Here is a 24,524-nt window from a genome sequence, read left to right on the forward strand (position 1 = left end):
GGTGGTGCAAAAATGTAACGCATCATGCACTGCCATGGTGCGTTTTTCTTTTCCCGTTCCGTTTTCCATTCTGAATCGCCCGTCAGACGGCCTGTAGAACAGACATCGGCCCCGCTTTTTCAATTCTGGCATACCCCTTGCAATACCTCAGTCGTGTAGTCGCACCATATGCCGAATTCTGACTGGAGGGGATCTATGAAGCTGGTTACCGTGGTAATCAAACCGTTCAAACTGGAAGACGTTCGCGAAGCGCTCTCTTCTATTGGTATTCAAGGGCTGACCGTCACCGAAGTGAAAGGGTTCGGACGTCAGAAGGGTCATGCCGAGTTATATCGGGGTGCAGAGTACAGCGTCAACTTCCTGCCTAAAGTGAAGATTGATGTGGCCATTGCCGACGACCAACTGGATGAAGTGATCGATGTCATCAGCAAGGCGGCCTACACCGGAAAAATTGGCGACGGCAAAATTTTCGTCGCGGAGCTGCAACGCGTCATTCGTATTCGCACCGGCGAAGCTGACGAAGCGGCGCTGTAAAGCCTGGCACACAGTAACGGGAAACGACAAAATGAAGATAGCAACGATGAAAACGGGCCTTGCTTCGCTGGCGCTGCTGCCAGGTCTCGCGATGGCTGCTCCGGCAGTGGCGGATAAAGCCGATAACGCCTTTATGATGATTTGTACCGCGCTGGTGCTGTTTATGACCATACCGGGTATCGCCCTGTTTTACGGCGGTTTGATCCGCGGGAAGAACGTCCTGTCGATGCTGACGCAGGTCACCGTCACCTTTGCGCTGGTGTGCATCATATGGGTGGTGTTTGGTTATTCACTGGCATTCGGCGAAGGGAACAGCTTCTTCGGTAACTTCAACTGGGTGATGCTGAAAAACATTGAACTGACCGCCGTAATGGGCAGTATCTACCAGTATATTCACGTTGCTTTCCAGGGATCGTTTGCCTGTATTACTGTCGGCCTGATCGTCGGTTCGCTGGCGGAACGCATCCGTTTCTCGGCCGTCCTGATCTTCGTGGTGGTCTGGCTGACCCTCTCCTACATTCCGATTGCCCATATGGTGTGGGGCGGCGGCCTGTTGGGATCGCACGGTGCGCTGGACTTTGCCGGCGGTACCGTCGTGCATATCAACGCCGCCATCGCTGGCCTGGTGGGGGCTTACCTGATTGGCAAACGTGTGGGTTTCGGCAAAGAGGCGTTCAAACCGCATAACCTGCCGATGGTCTTTACCGGTACGGCGATCCTCTATATCGGTTGGTTTGGCTTTAACGCCGGTTCCGCAGGGACGGCGAACGAAATTGCTGCGCTGGCCTTTGTGAACACCGTTGTTGCCACGGCCGCCGCGATCCTCGGCTGGATCTTCGGCGAGTGGGCGTTGCGCGGTAAACCGTCTCTGCTGGGGGCATGCTCAGGGGCGATTGCCGGTCTGGTTGGCGTGACGCCTGCCTGTGGTTACATCGGTGTCGGTGGCGCGTTAATCATTGGCGTGGTGGCTGGCGTGGCCGGGCTGTGGGGCGTGACAATGCTCAAACGTCTGTTGCGCGTTGATGACCCGTGTGATGTGTTTGGCGTTCACGGTGTCTGCGGGATTGTCGGTTGTATTCTTACCGGGGTCTTTGCCTCAAGCGCACTGGGCGGTGTGGGCTTTGCTGAAGGGGTGACGATGGGGCATCAGCTGCTGGTTCAGCTTGAGAGCATCGCCATCACGATCGTCTGGTCTGGCGTCGTGGCCTTCATCGGCTACAAGCTGGCGGATATGACCGTTGGTCTGCGCGTCCCGGAAGAGCAAGAGCGCGAAGGGCTGGATGTGAACAGTCACGGCGAGAATGCCTACAACGCATAACAGAAAAATGCCCGGTGAACTTAACCGGGCAACACGGGATATCGCCGGATGCGCAGCAATGCCATCCGGTTTTTTATTCGTTGTGATTACGCATTACCCCTTCCTGCACGGTCGAGGCCACCAGTTTGCCATCCTGCGTGTAGAACTCGCCGCGAACAAATCCGCGCGCGCTGGAGGCCGACGTGCTTTCCACGCTGTACAGCAGCCATTCATTCAAATCAAACGGACGGTGGAACCACATGGAATGGTCGATCGTGGCAATCTGAATCCCTTTTTCCAGGAAACCAATGCCGTGAGGTTGCAGGGCAACCGGCAGGAAATTGAGATCGGAGGCGTAGCCCAACAGATACTGATGGACGCGAATGTCGTTGGGTAACGTACCGTTCGCGCGGATCCACACCTGGCGCGTGGGTTCTGCCACATGGCCTTTTAACGGGTTATGAAACTCAACGGGACGCACTTCCAGCGGGCGATCGCAGAGAAATTTATCTTTTAAAATCGGCGGCAACTGATGCGCGACTGACCGGGCAATGTCGGTTTCTGATGTCAATCCTTCCGGCGCGGGGGCGTGCGGCATGGTTTTTTGATGTTCGAAACCGGGCTCTGGCGCCTGGAATGAAGCGGTCATATAAAAAATAGGCTTTCCGTTCTGAATAGCGGCAACGCGGCGGGCGCTGAAGCTGTTGCCGTCGCGCAGAACTTCCACGTCATAAATAATCGGTCGCTGGCTATCACCAGGGCGTAAAAAATAGCTATGAAACGAGTGAACCAGGCGTTCTTCTGGTACCGTTTCTTTCGCTGCATACAGCGCCTGACCGACGACCTGTCCACCAAATACCTGGCGCAGCCCTAAGTCTTCACTTTGGCCCCGAAAGAGTCCTTCCTCAATTTTTTCCAGATTCAACAATGTCAGCAAATTGTTCAGTGCCTGACTCATACATGCTCTCCAGGTAACAACGACGCCGAAGCGAGATAGGCAGAGTATAACGCAATTTTAGAAGTGGTCCGATGGGTGCAATAGTCTGAAAAACTGGCCAATTCCAGGCAAAAATAAGTGATATGTGCCACACTTAGCTACGTTACGTTTTTGTTAACCACTCTTCCGGCGGGAGGAAAACCCGCTGGTGCAGAGATGATAAGGAGAATTTAATGAAGCTCATGCACATGGTAAGTGGTTTAGCGGTTGCGGTTGCTCTGGCCGCCTGCGCAGATAAAAGCGCGGATATCCAGACGCCAGCGCCAAACCCAAACACTTCAGCAACGGCCACACAGCCTGCTATTCAGCAACCTAATGTCTCGGGTACCGTATGGATCCGTCAGAAAGTGGCATTGCCGCCTGACGCCGTGCTTACCGTGACCCTGTCGGATGCGTCGCTCGCCGACGCCCCGTCGAAAGTGTTGTCCCAGAAAGCGGTTCGTACCGAAGGGAAACAGGCGCCATTTAGCTTCGTTCTGCCGTTTAACCCGGCTGACGTGCAGCCGAATGCCCGCATTTTGCTGAGTGCGGCAATTACGGTGAATGACAAACTGGTGTTCATTACCGATACCGTTCAGCCGGTCATCAACCAGGGCGGCACGAAAGCCGATCTGACTCTGGTGCCGGTCCAGCAAACGGAAGTGCCTGTACAGGCAAGCGGTGGGGCAGCGACAACGGTGCCTTCAACTTCGCCAACGCAGGTCAACCCGTCTTCAGCGGTGCCTGCTCCGACACAGTACTAAGGCCTGTCTGACCCTCTCCATCCGGAGAGGGTCAATAATTCCAGCGATACCGTTGCAAATCAATCAGCCCGCTCCCTGATACCACAATACCTTCCGCCAGTAATGCCTGCCGTTGTCGCTGTAGATCGGGACCGGTGAGTGAAATCGCGCCGTGCCGATTCACCACCCGATGCCAGGGCAGGGTGCTGCCTTCGGGTAAACGTTTGAGTACGCCGCCAACCTGTCTGGCCGCGCGCGGAGAACCTGCGAGCAATGCGATGTCGCCATAAGTGGTGACACAGCCTTCGGGAATGGAGGCAACAATTTGCCAGACGCGCTGAGGGAAAGTGTCTTGTCTGTCCATGGTCTCTTCCTGCGGTAATCCTTCAGCATAATCTGGAATGGCGGGCGCGGGAAGTTCCATTGCGCAAGAAACCAGCATCTGACCGCCGATGGCTTGCAATTACAGGGGGCAGCAGTGATAATGCGCCTGCGCGTTGGTTAACAACGCTCTCAATGGGGGCTCTGTTGGTTCTCCCGCAACGCTACTCTGTTTACCAGGTCAGGTCCGGAAGGAAGCAGCCAAGGCAGATGACGCGTGTGCCGGGATGTAGCTGGCAGGGCCCCCACCCATTTGTGCCATCTGGCATCACATCTTCGTTTTTCTTCTTGTTGTTGTCATGGTTTTGTCATTTTTTTGTCATCAAATGCTGGCAAAGTGTTTTTGGGATGTTAAATCCTGGCGCTCAATTCGCTTATCACGCCATGGCGATCCTGTCGTCGCCGGAACCGTGCTTTTGCCTGTCCACAAGGATTCTTACGATGGCTACTGCAGTACTGAATGTCAAAATTGATGAGACGTTAAAAGAAAAACTTCGTCATTACGCTGAACTGAATAATGAGAATTTAAGCGTCACGACAGAAAAACTGCTGCTGATTGCCTTCGACGTTGCGGCAGAGGCGGGGGTCTCGGCTGGCGATATCGATAGCCAACACACGGAAGAGTCGTTTGTTGAGCCACTGACTCCTAAAGAAATCAAAGCATTGCGCAGACTACTGAAGAAGAAAAAATGAAACAGCAAACGCTATCCATCGCCAGTAACTATGGCGAAGCCTGTGAACTGCTCCGCTCGGGTTATGTTAAGCATGTTTGCCTGAGCTGGAACGTTGGTAGTGATGAATTTTTCCGTATAGCCTCTGACTGGTGCGATGCCGGTGCCAAAATAAAGAAAGAGGGCGATAATTTTGTGATTTCCCTCAAGGGTTTTCCGGTTCCTCGCCAGCATTAAATAATCTTACGCACCTTAGCGTTGCCGGACTGCAGACGCAGTGTTTCCCAGATCGGTTCCAGGGTGTTAAACGCCGCGCGCAGAGGCTCTTCCGGTAAGGCAAACGGCATACGTAAGAAACGATCAAACGCGCCCGCGAGCCCAAAACGGGTGCCTGTTCCGAGTTGGATCCCGACGCTTTCCGCCCGCGTGGCGAAAAGCGTTGCCAGCGTATCCGGCAGTTCTACCCAGAAGGATAATCCGCCCTGTGGTTGCTGATAGCGCCACTCGGGAAAGTGTTTGCGCATCAGGGTGTCGCAGAGTTCGCGCCGCGCGGCGAGCTGTTGTCTGCGCTGCGGCAAAAATGAATCAGCATTATCAAGGAGCCACGTGGTGGCAAGTTGTTCGATGACCGGCGAGCCCAAATCGACCGTATCCCGTGTTTGCACCAGCGCGGCGATGGTACGTGATGGCGCACGCACCCAGCCCAGACGCAGTCCTCCCCAGAAACTCTTGCCCGCTGAACCCAGCATAATTACCGGGGCGTCGCGGTGATACGCCGCCAGTGGCGGGGGCGGTGGGGCGTCGTACCAGAGGTTCACCATCGTTTCGTCAATCACTAGCGTTGTACGCGTACGGGCAGCAATATCCGCGATGACGTGCCGCGTCCCATCATCCATACACCGCCCGGTGGGATTATGGAAATCCGGCATCAGATAGGCCATTCTCGGTGAGGTCTGGGCGATGGTTGCGGCCAGTCCATCCGTATCCCAACCCTGTTCGGGTAATGACACGCCCACCGGTCGACAGGAGGCGCCCTGAATGGCCGCAATTGCCAGCGGGTACGTCGGATGATCGACCACTACCCGATCGCCGGGGCCAGTCAATAAGCGCAGGATCAGCGCCAGACCACTGACCGCGCCGTTGACCACCATGATTTCATCCGCCGTTGTCGGCAGGCCTCGCGCACAGTAATGACGGGCGAGCGATTCACGCAAGCAGAGTAATCCCTGCGGTTGATAGCCCGACGTCAGCAAATGCGGTGGCATCGCAACCAGCGCCTGTTGATAAGCCTGATGGATTTCAGGCCCCGCACTGAGGGCGGCGGTGGAGAGATCCAATGCCATCGTGGTACCGGTTCGCGTCGGCACTTCGCGGATATGACCTGGCAGAACCACACGCGACCCACTGCCGTGCCGACTCTCCAGATATCCCTCTTCCCGCAATTGCGCCAGCGCGCTGGCCACGGTGGTCCGGCTGATGTCGAGTACCGCAGCCAGTTCGCGTTCTCCGGGCAAACGGCTGTCGAGTGCCAGACGCCCGTCGAGGATCAGCAGACGCAACGCTTCTGCCAGTTGCCGCCAGAGCGGAGTTCTTGCGGCGCTGTCCTGCCAGTGCCCAATCAGGCGCTGGAGAGATTGACTTCCATAACGACGTGATGACATTGCAGTCCACTTTTTCAAAACTGGTCATTAATCATAGTGCCAATTACAGCGATGATGAAGACTATCTGAACGGGGAGGGTGAAAATGGGACGTCGTCTGGTTCAACTTTATTTTGGGCTGGCTCTGTATGGGGTATCAACCGCGATGTTTGTGCGCGCGGATTTAGGTGCCGATCCGTGGAACGTGTTCCATCTGGGGCTGGCGAATCTGTTGTCGATGAAGATTGGCGTGGTGATGATTATTGTCGGCGCGCTGGTACTCCTGCTGTGGATCCCCCTGCGTCAGCGCCCAGGATTGGGGACGCTCAGTAACGTGATTGTGATCGGGCTTGCCGCCGATGCCGCGCTGGCGATGATACCAACGTTTTCCTCTCTCGCGGTGCGTAGCCTTATGCTGGTGGCGGCCGTGGTAGTGAACGCCCTGGCGACGGGGATGTACATTGGCGCGGGGTTTGGCGCCGGGCCGAGAGACGGTCTGATGACCGGTATTCACACCCGCACGGGATGGTCGGTGCGTACGATCCGAACGGCGATTGAAGTTTCTGTTTTACTGAGCGGTTGGCTGCTCGGCGGTACGCTTGGCGTCGGAACCGTGCTGTATGCGCTGGCGATTGGGCCGCTGATCCAGATCTGCCTGCCGTGGTTTCGCTACAAACCCAGGGCGCGGATTCAGACGGCGTAGACAGGAGAGGGCGACTACACTTATTCACGACTGACGCGGCTGGAATAGGCTTGTCGCGCGGTGGACTTCGGAGGTTTTTCTCATGAAGTACGTGGATGGATTTGTCCTTGCCGTACCTGCCGAAAACAAGGAGGCTTATAAGGCGATGGCGGCAAAAGCAGCACCGCTGTTCAAGGAATTTGGCGCGCTCCGTATTGTGGAATGCTGGGCTGAGGATGTGCCCGATGGCAAACTCACCGATTTTCGTATGGCGGTGAAAGCCGAGGAGCACGAAGAAGTGGTATTCAGTTGGATTGAATACCCGTCGAAAGAAGTGCGGGATGCGGCGAATCAGAAGATGATGAACGATCCGCGCATGAAAGCGTTCAGTGAGTCGATGCCGTTTGATGGTAAACGTATGATTTACGGCGGATTCTCCCCCATTATCGACGACTAGCGTGACTGGCTGTGCGGCGTGCCGCCAGCCATCTTTGCGTTATAAGCGTTTTTCCGCCCACAGAATAAATGCTTCTTTGGGCAGTGCTTTGCTGTAAAGCCAGCCCTGCCCATAATGGACGCCGTGCTGGCGCAACCAGTCTTCCTGATTAGCCGTTTCAATTCCTTCCGCCACCATTTTCAGCTTCAGCGTTTTGGCCATTTCGATGATATGCGGCGTCACGTTTTTATATTCGAGCGCATCGACAAACGATTTGTCGATTTTCAGGATATCTACGTCCAGATTCTGCAAATAACTAAGACTGGAATAGCCGGTGCCAAAATCATCAATATAGATAGCATGCCCCGCCTTACGATAGCGGGCGACAATGGGTGAACTGGTTTTCGGATCGGCAAATCCCCGTTCCGTCAGTTCCAGCGCAATCTGTGAGGGGGCAAGCTGATACCGGTTAAGCCGTTTACTGAGCAACGTCGGGAGCTTTTCAGAGGCGAGATCCGCCGCTTCAACATTTATGGAAATATGCTGTTCGGGATGCTGCTTCAGCCATTTCCCCATATCCTCAAATACCGTTTCAATGATTAAGCGGGTGAGAGGTTCGGTAAGACCAGTCTCTTCGGCCAGAGTGATGAAAATGTCGGGCGACAGGTCGCTGCCGTCAGTTTGCGGCCAGCGCGCCAGCGCTTCCGCCCCTACGATTTTGCCGGTGCTGAGTGACACAATAGGCTGATAATGGACCTTAATATCGCGGTTATTGATGGCATCCTGCAATCGGTGATGGGGTGACTGGAGACGGCGCAGAATGCGCAAAATAAAGGCGGCGGCCAGCAGACCGATCAGAGTGCCGGCGGGAACCCAGATCAGCGCCTGCCGGTACCAGATTTTTTGTAGTGGGAGGGTCGACGCCCAACTGACAATGGTAATGCCCATCTCCGGGAAAGGGCGAATCTCATAAATAATGCCATGACTTTCCATGTGGCGAGGCGTGGTTTCCTGAGTAAATTGCAGAATATTCGGTGCGAGCGCGCTGCTGCTGGCAATGACGGTATTGCGTTTTACGCCAATAATCGCGACATCGATCTGCCAGGCGCCAAAAGGAACCACGTCGATAAAAGAGGCGGGATCAATCATCACGATATAGTCGCCATAGCCCAGTGCTGCCATGTAACGCTCGATCCCCAGATCGTTATGCGCGGTAAACCAGGCGCGGTAGCCATCGTTAGTGATTTTCATGGGCGGCGGGAAGGCCGAGGTATAACTTTCCTGCTCCAGAGAGGAACAGCGTGGTATGTTGTTTCGCAGATACAGTACTTCCTGGACATAGCGATAGCTGAAGGAAAGTCTCCGCATCGCCAGTAAGTGTTCACGCGAGCACGGTGCGCTGTTCACGGCGTTAATCTGCTGTAATGCCTGTTTTGCCTGGGCCACCACGCGTTCAGTACGTTCAGAGACGCGCGATGAGTAGGTATCCAGCTCCTCGATGAATTTCTTTTCGACCTGGCGATGAGCGAGCCAGACACTCAAACCGACCGGAACCAATACGGCGAGGATAAGCACTCCTGTTACCAGACTGACCAGATGTCGTGTTCTCACGCAAATATCCTTAATAACGCATTGTAGAGAAAGTATATCCGATCGGGAAAAAAGCCCTGTAAATGATGTCGTTAATCTGCAGAATTTTTTGTGGGGAGTCCGACTTTTCGCCGTCTTCAATGCAAAAGAACGCGCGTTAATGCGGAAAGGATTGAACTGTCATGCGTTCAGCGATAAAGTAATGTTATGCTATAACATAATATCAACGCTGATGAGGATATCATGCAGGTCTTGAATTCATTACGTAGCGCAAAGCAGCGCCATCCCGACTGTCAGATCGTAAAGCGGAAAGGGCGTTTATATGTGATTTGTAAGAGCAACCCGCGTTTCAAAGCGGTACAGGGAAGGAAAAAACGACGTTAGAGAGAAGAGGGCCGGATAGAGGAAAAGTCTATCCGGCAATACCAATTGGCTATGGTGTGGCTTCTGCGCGGGCAAGAGTGAAGATATCGTAAAACGACAGTTCGCCTTTACGCGTCAGCATCTTCTGTAATTGCGCTTTGCGTTCATCGTCAACGTCCGGGGAGTGAAGGATGGTGCTAATCAGTGTAGGGGGCACAAACCGGGTGTTGTACCACTCGCCGTTGTAACACACCCTGAAATCCAGTACGTCGATATCTTCATAGCGATAGCGCGGGGCGACATCAAAAAAGAAAAAACCGTTGAGGATGACAAACAGCACCACCAGCAGCCAGACAGAGTCAACCAGCGTTTCTGATTGCAGCATGACCGCCAGCGTGGCAAACCACGCAACATACATCCCGATAAACAGGCCTGGATGTTTACGAATAAAGCTGATGCTAAAGCGGGGCTTATTATCGCGCTTCTCACGAACATTCAGATCGTCGATGGTTTCAGTGAGCAGGCGTTGTATTTCTGTCATTTTTTGCCTTCGTGATTTCGCAACTTACAGGGGAACGCCCTATTTTAAGTGGGCGATTAGCCTGAAAAAAGTAACAGATTAACCACAATTTAGCATAACAGTTACAATTCTATTTACAGTGTTTTAATAATCCGTGCTGGATTACCTCCCACCACGACGTTGGCGGGTACGCTTTTGGTCACTACGGCGCCGGAGGCAACCACCACATTGTCACCAATGCTGACGCCGGGATTAATGACCGCACGCCCACCAATCCAGACATTATTGCCAATCGTGACGGGTTTGCCGAACTCCAGTCCGCTATTGCGTTCTGTCGCATCCAGCGGATGCGTGGCGGTATAGATATGAACGCCGGGAGCCAGCATGCAGTTATCACCAATAATAATGGGGCAGACGTCGAGCATGACGCAGTCGAAGTTGGCGTAGAAGTCTTTACCCAGGAAGATATTGTAACCGTAGTCACAGCGAAATGAAGGCTCGATGTAGGGGCGGTCGCACTGACCTAACAGGGCGTGGAGAATAGCCTGGCGTTCGGCCTTTTCATCCGGGGCGGTGTGATTGTAGCGGTGAACGAACCGACGCGCCTGCAATCGGTCATGGCGCAGAGTCTCATCTGCCGAGTGATACCGTTCACCCGCTATCATTTTACGCTTCTCTTCACTCATTCTGCGCTCTCTGCCTGTTCACTGGTGAGGCAATACAGTAGAGGGTCTGCGTTAATCAGGGAACGATCCCTGAACTATACCGTGACAGAAGTCACAATAGCCATGCTATTGTTATTGCAAATAAGATAAATGTTCCCCAGGAAAACATCCGTATTTCCTGATATTCAGTAATCAAATTAACGAATGAATTTCCAGACGGAGGAGGGGATCTTGTCGTAAAGTTTATTCATCGTCAATTCTGCAAGACGGTGATCGGCGGCTGAGTAAAATACAGCCAATTCATTGTCAGATAATTCATATTTATTTTTCTCAATCACGCGTTCAAGTGTGTCAATTGTCTGACAGCGTCGCAAGCGCATCAAATAATCAGTTTTAGTTAATGGTTTATCGGACATAAATCTTACCTATGATTGTAATAATTTTTAACAAGACAAACTAACAGGGTTAGCTCTGGTGGCATTCACAAAGCAACGGAACAAGCGATTACCTGATTTCCGCCATTTCTGCAGATCCTGCGCATTAATGCCATAACTGCTGAACAACATAAATGTGTCGTCCAGATATTCATCAATCTGCTCAATCAGCTTATTGTCCTCATTATACTTAATTTTATAATTAAGTGCGAAGGTTGCAATATGCTCTATCAGTTCGTTGAGTTGAAGGTTGATCGCCGAGGTTGGGTCGTTAACCCAGCCATGATTGCTTTCTTCAAGGTTTGCAAGACAGTCGTGATAAAGCGTTTCACAAAGAAATTTAAGCTGCGCTATATCATGTCTTTTGGGTGAGTATTCATCCATAACGCATCCCCTTCTTAGTGGCTTGAACTAACCGAACACCTTTCGGGATGGGTACAACTAACTGACCTGGTACTTGCCTTCTACGCTTGATGATTTAACTATAATCTACTCTAAAAAAGATTTCATCGTTATATTACGAAAAATTACAATTAATGTAATATGAGAGAAAGTGAAGGTTTGTGGATTTTTCTCATTATAGCATGTCGCCAACCCATACCGAAATGAGATAATTACGTGATTATTTTGAAATTCATCAGATTATCCTCTCTTTCCATCCTCGTCGCTTACCTCCGGCACGAAACCAGAAACGGATGCCCCCCAGGAATTGTCTTAATAATGAGTGGTTAAGCAGGGAATAAGCCATAAGCCAAATGGCCAGAAATAGCCTTCATCCTCTTGTGGATTATAACCTTTATTATCTACAACCAAAAGTCAACAAGGTATCAATAAGCCCTTTTGCTGATTTCATTCGAAAAAAAGGCCGCTTGCGCGGCCTTTTATCAGATGAGCATCAGCGATGTTCTACGGAATGGCTGTGTTCAATATCTTCACTTTTCCGGCTGAAGCGGCGGCGTACCACCACAAAGAAGACCGGGACGAAGAAGATAGCCAGAACCGTTGCGGTGACCATCCCGCCCATAACGCCGGTACCTACGGCGTTCTGCGCGCCGGAACCGGCACCGGAGCTGATAACCAGTGGCATAACGCCCAGAATGAACGCCAGAGAGGTCATCAGGATCGGACGTAAACGCATACGAACCGCATCCAGCGTCGCTTCAATCAGGCCTTTGCCCTCTTTATCCATCAGATCTTTGGCGAATTCGACGATCAGTATCGCGTTCTTCGCCGACAACCCAATGGTGGTGAGCAGGCCCACCTGGAAGTAAACGTCGTTGGTCAGACCGCGGAAAGTGGCCGCTAACAGCGCACCAATTACCCCCAGCGGAACCACCAGCATAACGGAGAACGGAATCGACCAGCTCTCATACAACGCCGCCAGACACAGGAAGACGACAATCAGTGAGATGGCATACAGGGCAGGGGCCTGGTTACCGGACAGACGTTCCTGGTAGGACATCCCCGTCCAGTCGTAGCCGATACCGGATGGCAGCTTACTGGCCAACTGCTCCATCATTGCCATCGCTTCACCGGTACTCTTACCCGGTGCCGCCTGACCTAAGATCTCCATAGAAGGCAGACCGTTATAGCGTTCCAGACGCGGTGAACCGTATTCCCAGCGTGAAGACGAGAAGGCTGAGAATGGCACCATTTGACCATCGCTGCCGCGCACATACCAGTTACCGATATCTTCCGGCAACATACGGTATTTGGCTTCGGACATGACGTAAACTTTCTTCACACGACCGCGGTCGATAAAGTCGTTCACATAGCTTCCGCCCCATGCGGCACCCAGCGTGGTATTAATGTCGCTAATGGAAACACCCAGCGCCTGTGCTTTTTCCTGGTCGATATCAATCTTGAACTGCGGCGTATCTTCCAGACCGTTCGGACGAACGCCGACCAGCAGATCCGGATGTTTTGCCACTTCGCCGAACAACTGGTTACGCGCCTGGGTCAGTTTTTCGTGACCGAGTCCCGCCTGGTCAATCAACTGGAAGTCAAAACCAGTCGCGGTTCCCAGTTCCACAATCGCGGGCAGGTTAAAGGCGAATACCATGGCGTCTTTAATCTGCGAGAAGGCGGCTGAAGCGCGTTGGGTAATGGCTTCAACCTTGTTCTCTTCACCCGGACGGTCAGCCCAGTCTTTCAATGAGACGAACGCGATACCGGTGTTCTGACCACGACCTGCAAAGCCGAAGCCGTTAACCGCAAACACCGATTCAACGTTGTTCTTCTCTTTGGTAAGGAAGTAGTCGGTCATCTCATCAAGCACTTTCTGCGTCCGTTCCTGGGTCGCACCGGCAGGCAACTGGGCCATGCTCAGGAATACGCCCTGGTCTTCGTCCGGCAGGAAGGAGCTTGGCAGACGGACGAACAGGAACGCCATGCCAACGACGATGATCAGATACAGCAGCAGATAACGACCGGTGCTGCGCAGAATATTACCCACGCTGTCGGTGTAATGGTGCGTGCTCTTATCGAACATGCGGTTAAACCAGCCGAAGAAGCCTTTCTTGCCTTCACCGTGGTCGCCTTTAGCAACCGGTTTAAGCATGGTGGCGCACAGCGCCGGCGTCAGGATCAACGCAACCAGTACGGACAGCGCCATTGCGGACACAATGGTGATGGAGAACTGACGATAAATCGCACCGGTAGATCCGCCAAAGAAAGCCATCGGGATAAATACCGCAGACAGCACCATCGCGATACCCACCAGTGCGCCCTGAATCTGGCCCATGGATTTACGCGTGGCTTCTTTCGGCGGTAACCCTTCTTCGGACATGACACGTTCGACGTTCTCGACCACCACGATGGCGTCATCCACCAACAGGCCGATGGCGAGCACCATCCCGAACATCGTCAGGGTGTTTATCGAGAAGCCAAAAGCGGCAAGCACCGCAAAGGTCCCCAACAGAACGACCGGTACTGCAATAGTCGGGATCAGCGTCGCGCGGAAGTTCTGCAGGAACAGATACATCACGAGGAACACGAGGATGATCGCTTCCGCCAGCGTTTTCACCACTTCGTGAATAGAGATTTTCACGAACGGGGTGGTGTCATACGGGTAAACGATTTTCAGGCCTGACGGGAAGAAAGGTTCCATCTTCACCAGTTCGGCACGGATCGCCGCGGCGGTATCCAGCGCGTTCGCGCCGGTCGCCAGTTTGATCCCCAGACCGGAGGCCGGTTTACCGTTGAACTTCGCGATGATGTCGTAGTTCTCGCCGCCCAGTTCAATTTTCGCGACGTCACGCAGGCGAACCTGAGAGCCGTCCTGGTTCACTTTCAGCAGGATTTTGCCGAACTCGTCGGTTGACGTCAGACGGGTCTGGGCAATAATCGATGCGTTAAGCTGCTGGCCTTTCACCGGCGGCGTACCGCCTAACTGACCGGCAGCTACCTGGGCGTTCTGCGCTTTGATAGCCGCAATGACATCGACCGGGGTCAACTGATACTTGTTGAGTTCGGTCGGGTCCATCCAGATACGCATCGCATACTGCGAACCAAACAGCTGAACGTCACCCACGCCGGAAGTACGGCTGATGGTGTCTTTCATGTTGGCGGCGACGTAATCCGAAATATCTTCCTGCGTCATAGTGCCGTCGGTATTGATAACCCCGACAACCATCAGGAAGCTACTGGACGACTTCTCAACGCTCACACCCTGTTGTTGTACTTCCTGCGGCAGCAACGGCATCGCCAACTGCAGTTTGTTCTGCACCTGAACCTGCGCGATATCTGCATCCGTACCGGATTCAAACGTCAGGGTGATCTGCACGGTACCCGTGGAGTCACTGTTTGAGGACATGTACATCAGGTTATCGATACCGTTCATATTCTGTTCGATAACCTGCGTGACCGTATCCTGCACGGTTTTGGCATCAGCGCCAGGGTAGGTTGCGGAGATCGTCACTGCGGGCGGCGCAATCGTCGGATATTGCGCGACCGGCAGCTTGAGGATCGCAAGCCCCCCTGCCAACATGATGATGATGGCGATCACCCATGCAAATATGGGGCGATCGATAAAGAAATTAGGCATGTCTTAACGGCTCCTGTTTAAGTTAAGACTTAGACTGCTCAGGCTGGCTACCGCTAGCGGCTTTCTGGTTGTTCTCTGCGGTAATCTCTTGTGCTTTCACCTGCGCACCAGGACGCACTTTCTGCAGCCCACTGATAATGACGCGTTCGCCTGCTTTCAGACCACTGGTCACCAGCCATTTGTTGCCAATCGCCTGACTGGCAACGATTTGACGGTTTTCCACTTTGTCATCCGCACCCACAACCAGCACGGTAGCATCGCCGCGCGGCGTACGGGTCACGCCTTGTTGCGGCACCAGTAACGCAGTAGGGTTGGTTCCTTCTTCCAGACGCGCGCGAACAAACATTCCCGGCAATAAGGTGTGATCCGGGTTAGGGAAGACGGCGCGGATGGTGATAGAACCGGTGGTCTGATCGACGGTCACGTCTGAAAACTCAAGTGTACCGGTCTGCGGGAATTTGATGCCGTCGCTGGTCACCAGCTCGACTTTCGCCTTGCCGTTTTCCTGCTTCAGCGTTCCATTAGCCAGTTCTTGTTTCAGACGCAGGAAGTCGTTGCTCGACTGCGTCACGTCAACATAGATAGGATCGAGCTGCTGCACGGTTGCCAGCGCTGTCGCCTGACCGTTTTGCACCAGCGCGCCTTCCGTCACGGCAGATTTACCAATACGGCCGCTAATCGGAGAGGTCACTTTGGTGTACGCCAGGTTAATGCGCGCGGTTTCAACGGCGGCTTTCGCGGCAACGACAGCGGCATTCGCCTGTTGCGCATCGGCCAGCGCCTGATCGTAATCTTGTTGGCTGATGTACTGCGTGCCGAGCAGCTTTTTATAACGGTTAACCGTTACCTGAGCGATGCTGGCAGCGGCCTGGGCTTTCGCCAGATCGCCTTTCGCGCTTTCATAAGTGGCTTGATACGTCGCAGGATCAATCTGATAGAGAGACACTCCTGCTTCGATATCACTACCTTCCTCGAAATTACGCTTCAGGATAATCCCGCTTACCTGAGGACGAACTTCCGCAATACGGAAAGCACTGGTGCGACCCGGCAGTTCAGTTGTGATCTGTAGAGGTTCGGTTTTGAGCGTCACAACCCCAACTTCTGGCATCTGCTGGCCCCCTTGTTGGGCCTGTTTGTCGTCACATCCTGTAAGCGCTAAGCTGCCTGAGAGCATCAGAACGACCGCCAGAGGCGTAAACCCTCTGTTTTTGTTCATATGTAAACCTCGAGTGTCCGATTTCAAATTGATCAATGGTCAAAAGTCCACAAACCCATTGCTGCGTTTATATTATCGTCGTGCTATGGTACATACATCCATAAATGTATGTAAATCTAACACCTGTAAATTCACCGACATATGGCACGAAAAACCAAACAACAAGCGCAGGAAACACGACAACACATCCTGGATGTAGCGCTACGGTTGTTCTCGCAACAAGGGGTATCTTCCACCTCGCTGGCGGAGATTGCAAAAGCCGCTGGCGTAACTCGCGGTGCAATCTATTGGCATTTCAAAAACAAGTCGGATTTATTTAGTGAAATCTGGGAACTATCAGAATCCAGTATTGGTGAGCTTGAGACTGAGTATCAGGCAAAATTCCCCGACGATCCACTATCAGTGTTAAGAGAAATACTCGTTCATCTCCTTGAATCTACCGTGACAGAAGAACGGCGACGTTTATTGATGGAGATTATATTCCACAAATGTGAATTTGTGGGAGAAATGACTATAGTTCAGCAGGCGCAAAGAAACATCTGTCTCGAAAGCTATGATCGGATTGAACAAACTTTAGATCATTGTATTCATTCAAAAATGTTGCCTGCAAATTTGATTACGCGGCGGGCGGCGGTGATGATGCGCGCCATGATTTCAGGTCTGATGGAAAACTGGCTTTTTGCCCCCCAATCGTTTGATCTCAAAAAAGAAGCGCGGGATTACGTCGCCGTTTTGCTGGAAATGTTAACATTTTGTCCCACCTTACAGTCGACGGGGCCTGACGCCGTATCCTGACGCTACTCCAGGAATAATCCTGGTCGGTTTCGCTGCCGCTATTCTGTCTGACAGAGCCGTGATATTCTTGCGCGTTGACTATTTTCGGTCGTCTTTTCGGTTCAGAAACCTTCATTCACATGACTATGTTGCCGCTCTATAAACGTGCTCAGCACCGAGTTTTTATCACGGTGGCTGTTTTCATCTTAATGCTGTCCTGCCAGTCTCTGGCGCTTGCTCGCGCATCGTCAAACAGCGATCTGCCCTCGAAGGCGGATGTGCAAAGCCAACTGGATACGCTCAATAAGCAAAAAGACCTCTCCGCGCAGGATAAACTGGTTCAGCAGGATCTCGTCGAGACCATTGCAACGCTTGAGAAAATCGAGCGGGTGAAAGACGAGACGACCCAGCTCCGTCAGCGCGTGGCGCAGGCACCAGAAAAAATGCGTCAGGCGACAGAGGCGCTGAGTGCGCTCAGCGATGTGGATAATGATGATGAAACGCGTAAGACGCTCAGTACGCTTTCATTACGCCAGTTAGAACTGCGCGTGGCGCAGGTTCTGGATGATTTGCAGAACGCGCAAAACGATCTCGCCACCTATAACAGCCAGCTCGTTTCCCTGCAAACACAGCCCGAGCGTGTACAAAATGCGATGTATACGGCTTCTCAGCAGCTTCAGCAGATTCGCAACCGGCTGGACGGCACCAGCGTGGGCGAAGCGGCGTTACGACCGACTCAGCAGGTGCTTTTACAGGCCCAGCAAACGTTACTGAATGCCCAGATCGATCAACAACGTAAAAGCCTGGAAGGCAATACGGTGTTGCAGGACACCCTGCAAAAACAGCGTGACTATATTACGGCAAACAGCAACCGGCTCGAGCACCAGTTACAGTTACTGCAGGAAGCGGTCAACAGCAAGCGTCTGACCTTAACGGAAAAAACGGCGCAGGAGGCCATTTCCCCGGATGAAACCGCGCGGATCCAGGCCAACCCACTGGTGAAACAGGAGCTGGAAATCAACCATCAGCTCAGCCAGCGCCTGATCACCGCGACGGAAAATGGCAACTCGCTGATGCAGCAAAACATTAGGGTCAAAAACTGGCTGGACCGCGCGCTGCAATCTGAACGCAATATCAAAGAACAAATCGCGGTGCTGAAGGGCAGTCTGCTGCTGTCGCGTATTCTCTATCAACAGCAGCAAACGCTGCCGTCGGCGGATGAACTCTCGGACATGACCAACCGCATTGCGGACCTGCGTCTGGAGCAGTTCGAAATTAACCAGCAGCGTGACGCGTTGTTCCAGAACGATGCGTTCGTGGCTAAGCTGGAAGAAGGCCACAGCAACGAAGTGAATGACGAAGTCCACGATGCGCTGCTACAGGTTGTCGATATGCGCCGTGAACTGCTGGACCAGTTGAACAAGCAACTGGGTAATCAGCTCATGATGGCCATTAATCTGCAAATTAATCAGCAGCAGTTAATGAGTGTCTCGAAAAGCCTGAAAGAGATCCTGACCCAGCAAATCTTCTGGGTAAACAGCAACCGGCCAATGGACTGGGACTGGATCAAAGCCTTCCCGCAGTCGCTGAAAGATCAGTTCAAGTCGATGAAAATCACGGTGAACTGGGAAAAAGCGTGGCCAGCGGTGTTTATCGCCTTCCTGGCCGGGTTGCCGTTACTGCTCATTGCCGGGTTGATTCGCTGGCGTCTGAAGTGGCTGAAAGCCTGGCAGCAGCAACTCGCCGCCGCGGTGGGATCGCTGCGCAATGACAGTCAGCTAAACACACCGAAAGCGATTCTGATCGATCTGATTCGCGCGCTGCCGGTATGTCTGCTGATTCTGGCGGTCGGCCTGATTTTGCTGACCATGCAGTTAAACATCAGCGATCTGCTGTGGGCATTCAGTAAAAAACTGGCAATCTTCTGGCTGGTTTTCGGACTGTGCTGGAAAGTGCTCGAAAAAGACGGGGTGGCGATTCGCCATTTTGGTATGCCTGCGCAACTGACCAGCCACTGGCGTCGCCAGATTGTGCGCATCAGCCTGGCGCTACTGCCGCTGCATTTCTGGTCAGTCGTGGCAGAGCTTTCTCCCTTGCATCTGATGGACGATGTGCTGGGGCAGGCGATGATTTTCCTCAACCTGCTGCTGATCGCGTTTCTGGTCTGGCCGATGTGCCGCGAAAGCTGGCGTGATAAAGAGTCACATGGCCTGCGCCTGGTGACGATCACCATCCTGTCTATCATCCCGATTGCGCTGATGGTGCTGACGGCAACTGGCTACTTTTACACCACGCTGCGCCTGTCGGGCCGGTGGATTGAAACCGTTTATCTGGTCATCATCTGGAACCTGCTCTATCAGACGGTGCTGCGCGGTTTAAGCGTCGCGGCGCGGCGTATCGCCTGGCGTCGTGCACTGGCGCGTCGGCAGAATCTGGTGAAAGAGGGGGCCGAAGGAGCGGAACCACAGGAAGAACCCACCATCGCGCTGGAGCAGGTGAACCAGCAAACGTTACGCATTACGATGCTGCTGATGATTTCACTGTTTGCGGTGGTGTTCTGGGCGATTTGGTCCGATCTGATCACCGTGTTCAGCTATCTCGACAGCATTACGCTCTGGCACTACAACGGCACCGAAGCGGGCGCAGCGGTAGTGAAAAGCGTGACGATGGGCAGCCTGCTGTTTGCCATTATCGCGTCGATGGTCGCCTGGGCGTTGATCCGTAACCTGCCGGGTCTGCTGGAAGTGCTGGTGCTGTCGCGTCTTAAAATGCGCCAGGGCGCCTCGTACGCCATCACCACGATCCTGAACTACATCATCATTGCCGTCGGGGCGATGACGGTCTTCGGTTCGCTCGGCGTGTCGTGGGATAAACTGCAATGGCTGGCGGCGGCCTTATCGGTCGGTCTCGGTTTCGGCTTGCAGGAGATTTTCGGTAACTTTGTCTCGGGTTTGATCATTTTGTTCGAACGTCCGGTGCGGATTGGCGATACGGTGACGATCGGCACATTCTCTGGTACCGTCAGCAAGATCCGTATCCGCGCAACCACCATTACCGATTTCGATCGCAAAGAGGTGATCATCCCGAACAAGGCGTTTGTAACCGAGCGCCTGATCAACTGGTCGTTGTCTGATACCACCACCCGTCTGGTGATCCGCATTGGCGTGGCGTACGGTTCGGATCTGGATAAAGTGAAGAAAGTCCTGCTTCAGGCCGCGATGGAGCATCCGAAGGTGATGCACGATCCTGAGCCGGCGGTGTTCTTCACTACCTTCGGCGCCAGTACCCTGGATCATGAACTGCGTCTGTACGTGCGTGAACTTCGCGATCGTAGCCACACGGTTGATGAACTGAACCGATCAATCGATCGTCTGTGCCGTGAAAACAACATTGATATCGCCTTTAACCAGCTTGAAGTGCATCTGCGCAACGAGAAGGGCGATGAGGTCACAGAGGTGAAACGCGAGATCAAAGGCGACGATCCGACGCCTGCGGTTTAATCAAACGATCGCATGCCTGATGGCGTCACTTGCGTCTTAATCCGGCCTACAACGCAGGGTAAATTCCAATACCCGCTCAGAAATGTAGGCCTGATAAGCGCAGCGCCATCCGGCAAAAATCAATCAAGTTTGTCAGCAGTTTGAGCCACTTTTTTTTCATAGTCCCGTTTAACCATTTCCAGCGCTTTCAAGACGGTATCCGGGGCGACATGGTTTTCTTCCAGCAATACAATCAAATCGACGGCCAGTTTGACCTCATCCGGGGCGTTTTCAAGTGACATAGCGTCTCCAGGGATTAGCGAGTTAAACGCGCCAGGACACGTTCAATATTGTCCAGCGCCTTACGACAGCGCGCCAGACGACCTTCATAGATTTCCACTTCGCGTTGCAGCGTTTGTTGTTCGTCCAGACGGGTGACCTGAGCCAGCCGCGCTTTGCGCTGCGCGGTCATTTCCTGCAAACGTCGCTCAAATTCCTGATGCTGGATGCGTCTGCGTTGCCAGTGTGCCAGACCCGGCGAGGCGCTGTCCCACTCCCGCAGCGACCAACTGGCGGTTTCGCGGGAGATTGCTTCCAGTTGCGACGCCAGATGTTCCGCCAGCCAGGCTACTTGCGGCAGTTGCTGCTGTTCAACCGCCTGACGTAGCGCCTGAAGGTGGCCTTCAGCTTCATCCAGACAGGCCTGGAGCAGGGTGCTACGCGTCTGAAAAAGATGGCGATCGAAACGGGCGCTGATCGTGGCATGCTGCGCCACCGGCGCACAGCGTTGGCGCAGGAGGGCGAGCTGATCTTCCAGCTTTTGCAGCAGCATGGCGGTTTTCACTGTAACACTCCGATGAAAATGATAACTGTTATGCTAAAGTAGCGTTCTGGTTTGCGATATGCCTTTATTATGCAACGAATCCTTTTAATCATCACGGGTTGGCTGGCGGTTGTATTGGGGACGCTGGGTGTTGTGTTGCCTGTATTGCCGACGACACCGTTTATCCTGCTGGCTGCCTGGTGCTTTGCCCGCTCATCGCCGCGTTTCCATAACTGGTTACTCTACCGCTCGTGGTTTGGCAGCTATTTGCGATTCTGGCAGAAATATAAGGCTATGCCGCCGGGCGTTAAGCCCCGCGCGATCGTAATGATCCTCATCACCTTCGCCGTATCGCTGTGGTTGACCCCGATGTGGTGGGTGCGGATCCTGCTGCTGGTGATCCTGGCTTGCCTGCTGGTATTTATGTGGCGAATACCTGTGATTGACGAAAAGCAACAAAAGCACTGAAGCATAATAATCGCGGTTGCAATTGCGAGCGGTAGCCAGTAAATTCGACCGTTTTCGAGCACAGGCGCACTGGGTCAAATTAATGCAGCCAATAAAGAGGCCGCTTGAAGGATGAAGTGTATAGTGCGCCGTGAAGTAACACCGTATTAATCAGGCACAAACTTATGACCGCAACTGCACAGCAGCTTGAGTTTCTCAAAAATAGCATTAAAAGCATTCAGGACTACCCGAAACCGGGCATTCTTTTCCGTGATGTCACCAGCTTACTGGAAGATCCGAAAGCTTACGCACTCAGCATCGAATTGCTGGTTGAGCGTTACAAAAATGCAGGCATCACCAAAGTTGTCGGTACCGAAGCTCGCGGCTTTCTGTTTGGCGCGCCGGTAGCGTTGGGTCTGGGCGTTGGCTTTGTGCCGGTGCGTAAACCGCGCAAGCTGCCGCGTGAAACGATCGCTGAAAGCTACGAACTGGAATACGGCACCGATCAACTGGAAATCCACCTTGATGCGATCCACGCCGGTGATAAAGTGCTGGTGGTTGACGATCTGCTGGCAACCGGCGGTACGATTGAAGCGACCGTGAAACTGATCCGTCGTCTGGGCGGCGAAGTGACCGATGCGGCGTTCATCATCAACCTGTTTGACCTCGGCGGCGAACAGCGTCTGGCGCAGCAGGGCATCAACTGTTATAGCCTGGTTCCTTTCCCGGGGCACTAATCGGCTCAACAGCACCTGACGTATTAGCTGAAGACATGACCTCGCTGAATTAGTGAGGTTGTGTTAGCATTCCCCCCTATGAATCCACCTTCCAGCGTTTCAGAGCCAGCCAATGAGTTATCAGGTTTTAGCCCGAAAATGGCGCCCACAAACCTTTGCTGACGTCGTCGGCCAGGAACATGTGCTGACCGCACTGGCGAACGGCTTGTCGTTAGGGCGTATTCACCATGCATATCTTTTTTCCGGTACCCGGGGTGTCGGTAAAACCTCCATTGCCCGTCTGCTGGCAAAGGGACTGAATTGCGAAACCGGCATTACCGCCACGCCGTGCGGCGTGTGTGATAACTGCCGTGAAATCGAACAGGGGCGATTTGTCGATCTGATTGAGATCGATGCTGCCTCGCGCACTAAAGTTGAAGACACCCGGGATCTGCTGGATAACGTCCAGTACGCCCCGGCGCGCGGTCGATTCAAAGTTTATCTGATCGACGAAGTGCATATGCTGTCTCGCCACAGTTTTAACGCGCTGCTCAAAACGCTTGAAGAGCCGCCGTCGCACGTCAAATTCCTGCTGGCGACAACCGATCCGCAGAAGCTGCCGGTGACTATTCTGTCCCGCTGCCTGCAGTTCCATCTTAAGGCGCTGGATGTCGACCAGATCCGCCATCAGCTTGAACACATTCTTAACGAAGAGCAGATAGCCCACGAGCCGCGCGCACTGCAACTGCTTTCCCGTGCGGCCGATGGCAGTCTGCGTGACGCGCTGAGTCTGACCGATCAGGCGATAGCCAGCGGTGATGGCCAGGTTTCCACCCAGGCGGTGAGCGCGATGCTCGGCACGCTGGATGACGATCAGGCGCTGTCGCTGGTGGAGGCGGTAATCGCTGCCGACGGTGAACGGGTGATGACGCTGGTCAACGAGGCCGCAGCGCGGGGAATTGAGTGGGAAGCACTGCTGGTCGAAATGCTTGGTCTGCTGCACCGTATTGCGCTGGTCCAGTTGTCTCCTGCCGCACTCGGCGGCGACATGGCGACGATCGAAGTGCGCATGCGTGAACTAGCGCGCACCGTGCCGCCGGCGGACGTTCAGCTTTATTACCAGACGTTGTTGATTGGCCGTAAAGAACTGCCGTACGCGCCAGACAGACGCATGGGCGTTGAAATGACCTTACTGCGGGCGCTGGCGTTTCATCCGCGTATGCCGCTACCAGAACCCGAGGTTCCGCGACAATCATTTGCCCCTGTCGCGCCAACGGCGGTAATGACGCCGACCCAGGTGCCGCAGCAGTCTGCCCCCGCGCAACCTGCCCCGGCAGCACCGTTACCGGAATCCACCAGTCAGGTGCTGGCGGCGCGCAACCAACTGCAACGTGCGCAGGGAGCAACCAAAGCAAAAAAGAGTGAACCGGCAGCCGCACCCCGCGCGCGGCCGGTGAATAACGCTGCGCTGGAAAGACTGGCTTCGGTATCAGAACGCGTACAGGCTCGTCCTGCACCGTCTGCGCTCGAGCAGGCGCCGGCGAAGAAAGAGGCCTATCGCTGGAAGGCGACCACGCCGGTTGCTGAAGTGAAAGAGGTGGTGGCGACACCAAAGGCGCTGAAAAAAGCGCTGGAGCATGAGAAAACACCGGAACTGGCAGCTAAGCTTGCCGCAGAAGCGATTGAACGCGATCCGTGGGCGGCGCAGGTCAGCCAGCTTTCGCTGCCAAAACTGGTTGAGCAGGTCGCGCTCAACGCCTGGAAAGAAGAGAACGATAATGCGGTCTGTCTGCATTTGCGTTCCAGCCAGCGTCACCTGAATTCCAGCGGTGCGCAGCAAAAGCTGGCGGAAGCACTGAGTCAGCTTGCGGGATCAACGGTTGAACTGACCATCGTAGAAGATGATAATCCGGCGGTGCGAACGCCGCTGGAGTGGCGTCAGGCGATTTATGAAGAGAAACTTGCGCAGGCGCGTGAGTCGATAGTTGCGGATAACAACATCCAGACCCTGCGTCGGTTCTTCGATGCGGATCTGGATGAAGAAAGTATCCGCCCCATTTGATCGTAAGCGACGCTTATGATTGTCATCCCTT

The 24,524-nt window shown here is 53.7% G+C and carries 25 protein-coding genes, 1 other RNA gene and 1 other annotated feature; of the genes, 14 read left to right on the top strand and 12 right to left on the bottom strand.

Annotated elements, in window-relative coordinates; translation table 11 throughout:
* The first annotated feature begins 195 nt into the window (after positions 1-195).
* Positions 196-534 carry a P-II family nitrogen regulator gene (gene glnK / locus C2U53_RS15875; RefSeq protein WP_002891893.1) on the top strand — a complete coding sequence of 113 codons (339 nt, stop codon included), beginning with the start codon at positions 196-198 and terminating at the stop codon, positions 532-534.
* Positions 535-565: 31 nt separating this feature from the next.
* Positions 566-1,852, top strand: a complete 1,287-nt coding sequence (amtB, locus tag C2U53_RS15880) for an ammonium transporter AmtB (protein WP_043001568.1) — start codon at positions 566-568, stop codon at positions 1,850-1,852.
* Between the two features lie 73 nt (positions 1,853-1,925).
* Here the strand turns inward: amtB and tesB are convergent, their stop codons facing one another.
* Positions 1,926-2,789, bottom strand: coding sequence for an acyl-CoA thioesterase II (gene tesB / locus C2U53_RS15885; RefSeq protein ID WP_043001567.1), 864 nt, complete (start codon positions 2,787-2,789; stop codon positions 1,926-1,928).
* A 212-nt stretch (positions 2,790-3,001) separates the two neighbouring features.
* On the opposite strand from tesB, the gene C2U53_RS15890 reads away from it, so the two are divergent.
* On the top strand, positions 3,002-3,571 hold the full coding sequence (locus tag C2U53_RS15890; RefSeq protein ID WP_044267638.1) for a YbaY family lipoprotein: 570 nt from the start codon (positions 3,002-3,004) through the stop codon (positions 3,569-3,571).
* Between the two features lie 31 nt (positions 3,572-3,602).
* Here C2U53_RS15890 and C2U53_RS15895 read toward each other — a convergent pair whose 3' ends face one another.
* Positions 3,603-3,914, bottom strand: coding sequence for an MGMT family protein (locus C2U53_RS15895; RefSeq protein WP_043002001.1), 312 nt, complete (start codon positions 3,912-3,914; stop codon positions 3,603-3,605).
* Between the two features lie 162 nt (positions 3,915-4,076).
* Between C2U53_RS15895 and ffs the strand changes: the two genes are divergently transcribed.
* From ffs to C2U53_RS15910, 3 genes are all read left to right on the top strand, one after another.
* An RNA gene (ffs, locus tag C2U53_RS15900) (signal recognition particle sRNA small type) lies at positions 4,077-4,173 on the top strand.
* 199 nt (positions 4,174-4,372) lie between these two features.
* Complete coding sequence (locus tag C2U53_RS15905; RefSeq protein ID WP_043001565.1) at positions 4,373-4,624, top strand: hypothetical protein; 252 nt, start codon at positions 4,373-4,375, stop codon at positions 4,622-4,624.
* Positions 4,621-4,839, top strand: a complete 219-nt coding sequence (locus C2U53_RS15910) for a hypothetical protein (RefSeq protein WP_043001564.1) — start codon at positions 4,621-4,623, stop codon at positions 4,837-4,839. The genes C2U53_RS15905 and C2U53_RS15910 overlap by 4 nt, the downstream gene beginning before the upstream one ends.
* Here C2U53_RS15910 and C2U53_RS15915 read toward each other — a convergent pair.
* Entirely contained in the window at positions 4,836-6,263 is a 1,428-nt protein-coding gene (locus tag C2U53_RS15915; RefSeq protein ID WP_104446099.1) for a PLP-dependent aminotransferase family protein, read from the bottom strand. The two genes, C2U53_RS15910 and C2U53_RS15915, sit on opposite strands and share 4 nt — an antisense overlap.
* Before the next feature lie 84 nt (positions 6,264-6,347).
* Between C2U53_RS15915 and C2U53_RS15920 the strand changes: the two genes are divergently transcribed.
* Together C2U53_RS15920 and C2U53_RS15925 are read left to right on the top strand one after the other, a co-directional pair.
* The gene (locus tag C2U53_RS15920) at positions 6,348-6,944 is read left to right on the top strand and encodes a YitT family protein (protein WP_104446100.1); all 597 of its coding nucleotides are present in this window, start codon (positions 6,348-6,350) and stop codon (positions 6,942-6,944) included.
* Between the two features lie 82 nt (positions 6,945-7,026).
* Positions 7,027-7,380, top strand: a complete 354-nt coding sequence (locus C2U53_RS15925) for a DUF1428 domain-containing protein (protein WP_043001561.1) — start codon at positions 7,027-7,029, stop codon at positions 7,378-7,380.
* 39 nt (positions 7,381-7,419) lie between these two features.
* On the opposite strand, the gene C2U53_RS15930 is transcribed toward C2U53_RS15925, so the two are convergent.
* Positions 7,420-8,970, bottom strand: a complete 1,551-nt coding sequence (locus C2U53_RS15930) for an EAL domain-containing protein (protein WP_054176085.1) — start codon at positions 8,968-8,970, stop codon at positions 7,420-7,422.
* Between the two features lie 222 nt (positions 8,971-9,192).
* Here C2U53_RS15930 and ykgO point away from each other — a divergent pair, with 222 nt between their 5' ends.
* A complete protein-coding gene (gene ykgO, locus C2U53_RS15935; protein WP_003859006.1) occupies positions 9,193-9,333 on the top strand; it encodes a type B 50S ribosomal protein L36 in 141 nt (46 codons plus the stop codon).
* A 49-nt stretch (positions 9,334-9,382) separates the two neighbouring features.
* On the opposite strand, the gene C2U53_RS15940 is transcribed toward ykgO, so the two are convergent.
* From C2U53_RS15940 to acrA, 6 genes are all read right to left on the bottom strand, one after another.
* Positions 9,383-9,853, bottom strand: coding sequence for a YlaC family protein (locus C2U53_RS15940; RefSeq protein ID WP_043001559.1), 471 nt, complete (start codon positions 9,851-9,853; stop codon positions 9,383-9,385).
* 113 nt (positions 9,854-9,966) lie between these two features.
* Entirely contained in the window at positions 9,967-10,518 is a 552-nt protein-coding gene (gene maa, locus C2U53_RS15945; protein WP_104446101.1) for a maltose O-acetyltransferase, read from the bottom strand.
* A 176-nt stretch (positions 10,519-10,694) separates the two neighbouring features.
* Positions 10,695-10,913: an HHA domain-containing protein gene (locus C2U53_RS15950; RefSeq protein WP_001280991.1), complete on the bottom strand. Its 219-nt coding sequence runs from the start codon at positions 10,911-10,913 to the stop codon at positions 10,695-10,697.
* 27 nt (positions 10,914-10,940) lie between these two features.
* A complete protein-coding gene (gene tomB / locus C2U53_RS15955; protein WP_042324455.1) occupies positions 10,941-11,315 on the bottom strand; it encodes an Hha toxicity modulator TomB in 375 nt (124 codons plus the stop codon).
* A 511-nt stretch (positions 11,316-11,826) separates the two neighbouring features.
* A complete protein-coding gene (acrB, locus tag C2U53_RS15960) occupies positions 11,827-14,976 on the bottom strand; it encodes an efflux RND transporter permease AcrB (protein WP_043001557.1) in 3,150 nt (1,049 codons plus the stop codon).
* Positions 14,977-14,998: 22 nt separating this feature from the next.
* Positions 14,999-16,192 (bottom strand): multidrug efflux RND transporter periplasmic adaptor subunit AcrA, encoded by a 1,194-nt coding sequence (gene acrA / locus C2U53_RS15965; RefSeq protein WP_104446102.1) that lies wholly within the window; start codon positions 16,190-16,192, stop codon positions 14,999-15,001.
* 141 nt (positions 16,193-16,333) lie between these two features.
* Here acrA and acrR point away from each other — a divergent pair, with 141 nt between their 5' ends.
* Positions 16,334-16,987, top strand: a complete 654-nt coding sequence (acrR, locus tag C2U53_RS15970; RefSeq protein WP_044258933.1) for a multidrug efflux transporter transcriptional repressor AcrR — start codon at positions 16,334-16,336, stop codon at positions 16,985-16,987.
* Between the two features lie 119 nt (positions 16,988-17,106).
* Positions 17,107-20,466, top strand: a complete 3,360-nt coding sequence (gene mscK, locus C2U53_RS15980; protein WP_044258930.1) for a mechanosensitive channel MscK — start codon at positions 17,107-17,109, stop codon at positions 20,464-20,466.
* A 119-nt stretch (positions 20,467-20,585) separates the two neighbouring features.
* Here the strand turns inward: mscK and rsmS are convergent, their stop codons facing one another.
* Together rsmS and priC are read right to left on the bottom strand one after the other, a co-directional pair.
* Positions 20,586-20,747, bottom strand: coding sequence for a pleiotropic regulatory protein RsmS (gene rsmS, locus C2U53_RS15985; RefSeq protein ID WP_043001554.1), 162 nt, complete (start codon positions 20,745-20,747; stop codon positions 20,586-20,588).
* A gap of 14 nt (positions 20,748-20,761) precedes the next feature.
* Positions 20,762-21,289 carry a primosomal replication protein N'' gene (gene priC, locus C2U53_RS15990; protein WP_043001553.1) on the bottom strand — a complete coding sequence of 176 codons (528 nt, stop codon included), beginning with the start codon at positions 21,287-21,289 and terminating at the stop codon, positions 20,762-20,764.
* A gap of 69 nt (positions 21,290-21,358) precedes the next feature.
* On the opposite strand from priC, the gene C2U53_RS15995 reads away from it, so the two are divergent.
* The 3 genes from C2U53_RS15995 (at position 21,359) to dnaX (ending at position 24,493) form a co-directional block, all read left to right on the top strand.
* On the top strand, positions 21,359-21,736 hold the full coding sequence (locus C2U53_RS15995) for a DUF454 family protein (protein WP_043001552.1): 378 nt from the start codon (positions 21,359-21,361) through the stop codon (positions 21,734-21,736).
* Positions 21,737-21,900: 164 nt separating this feature from the next.
* Entirely contained in the window at positions 21,901-22,452 is a 552-nt protein-coding gene (gene apt / locus C2U53_RS16000; RefSeq protein ID WP_043001551.1) for an adenine phosphoribosyltransferase, read from the top strand.
* A 112-nt stretch (positions 22,453-22,564) separates the two neighbouring features.
* A complete protein-coding gene (gene dnaX / locus C2U53_RS16005; RefSeq protein ID WP_044258928.1) occupies positions 22,565-24,493 on the top strand; it encodes a DNA polymerase III subunit gamma/tau in 1,929 nt (642 codons plus the stop codon).
* Positions 23,826-23,890 (top strand) — a sequence feature (DnaX frameshifting element). It overlaps the preceding gene by 65 nt.
* Positions 24,494-24,524: the final 31 nt, after the last annotated feature.

It is taken from the genome of Citrobacter sp. CFNIH10 (assembly GCF_002934585.1).
GTDB lineage: Bacteria > Pseudomonadota > Gammaproteobacteria > Enterobacterales > Enterobacteriaceae > Citrobacter_A > Citrobacter_A amalonaticus.

Coding starts and splice junctions, on each gene's coding strand:
- C2U53_RS15940 (WP_043001559.1), bottom strand. CDS start 9,853: ATGACAGAAATACAACGCCTGCTCACTGAAACCATCGACGATCTGAAT.
- dnaX (WP_044258928.1), top strand. CDS start 22,565: ATGAGTTATCAGGTTTTAGCCCGAAAATGGCGCCCACAAACCTTTGCT.
- acrB (WP_043001557.1), bottom strand. CDS start 14,976: ATGCCTAATTTCTTTATCGATCGCCCCATATTTGCATGGGTGATCGCC.
- C2U53_RS15915 (WP_104446099.1), bottom strand. CDS start 6,263: ATGTCATCACGTCGTTATGGAAGTCAATCTCTCCAGCGCCTGATTGGG.
- apt (WP_043001551.1), top strand. CDS start 21,901: ATGACCGCAACTGCACAGCAGCTTGAGTTTCTCAAAAATAGCATTAAA.
- amtB (WP_043001568.1), top strand. CDS start 566: ATGAAGATAGCAACGATGAAAACGGGCCTTGCTTCGCTGGCGCTGCTG.
- tesB (WP_043001567.1), bottom strand. CDS start 2,789: ATGAGTCAGGCACTGAACAATTTGCTGACATTGTTGAATCTGGAAAAA.
- rsmS (WP_043001554.1), bottom strand. CDS start 20,747: ATGTCACTTGAAAACGCCCCGGATGAGGTCAAACTGGCCGTCGATTTG.
- C2U53_RS15910 (WP_043001564.1), top strand. CDS start 4,621: ATGAAACAGCAAACGCTATCCATCGCCAGTAACTATGGCGAAGCCTGT.
- C2U53_RS15995 (WP_043001552.1), top strand. CDS start 21,359: ATGCAACGAATCCTTTTAATCATCACGGGTTGGCTGGCGGTTGTATTG.
- C2U53_RS15925 (WP_043001561.1), top strand. CDS start 7,027: ATGAAGTACGTGGATGGATTTGTCCTTGCCGTACCTGCCGAAAACAAG.
- ykgO (WP_003859006.1), top strand. CDS start 9,193: ATGCAGGTCTTGAATTCATTACGTAGCGCAAAGCAGCGCCATCCCGAC.
- C2U53_RS15950 (WP_001280991.1), bottom strand. CDS start 10,913: ATGTCCGATAAACCATTAACTAAAACTGATTATTTGATGCGCTTGCGA.
- C2U53_RS15895 (WP_043002001.1), bottom strand. CDS start 3,914: ATGGACAGACAAGACACTTTCCCTCAGCGCGTCTGGCAAATTGTTGCC.
- maa (WP_104446101.1), bottom strand. CDS start 10,518: ATGAGTGAAGAGAAGCGTAAAATGATAGCGGGTGAACGGTATCACTCG.
- C2U53_RS15890 (WP_044267638.1), top strand. CDS start 3,002: ATGAAGCTCATGCACATGGTAAGTGGTTTAGCGGTTGCGGTTGCTCTG.
- acrR (WP_044258933.1), top strand. CDS start 16,334: ATGGCACGAAAAACCAAACAACAAGCGCAGGAAACACGACAACACATC.
- glnK (WP_002891893.1), top strand. CDS start 196: ATGAAGCTGGTTACCGTGGTAATCAAACCGTTCAAACTGGAAGACGTT.
- C2U53_RS15905 (WP_043001565.1), top strand. CDS start 4,373: ATGGCTACTGCAGTACTGAATGTCAAAATTGATGAGACGTTAAAAGAA.
- tomB (WP_042324455.1), bottom strand. CDS start 11,315: ATGGATGAATACTCACCCAAAAGACATGATATAGCGCAGCTTAAATTT.
- acrA (WP_104446102.1), bottom strand. CDS start 16,192: ATGAACAAAAACAGAGGGTTTACGCCTCTGGCGGTCGTTCTGATGCTC.
- C2U53_RS15920 (WP_104446100.1), top strand. CDS start 6,348: ATGGGACGTCGTCTGGTTCAACTTTATTTTGGGCTGGCTCTGTATGGG.
- mscK (WP_044258930.1), top strand. CDS start 17,107: ATGACTATGTTGCCGCTCTATAAACGTGCTCAGCACCGAGTTTTTATC.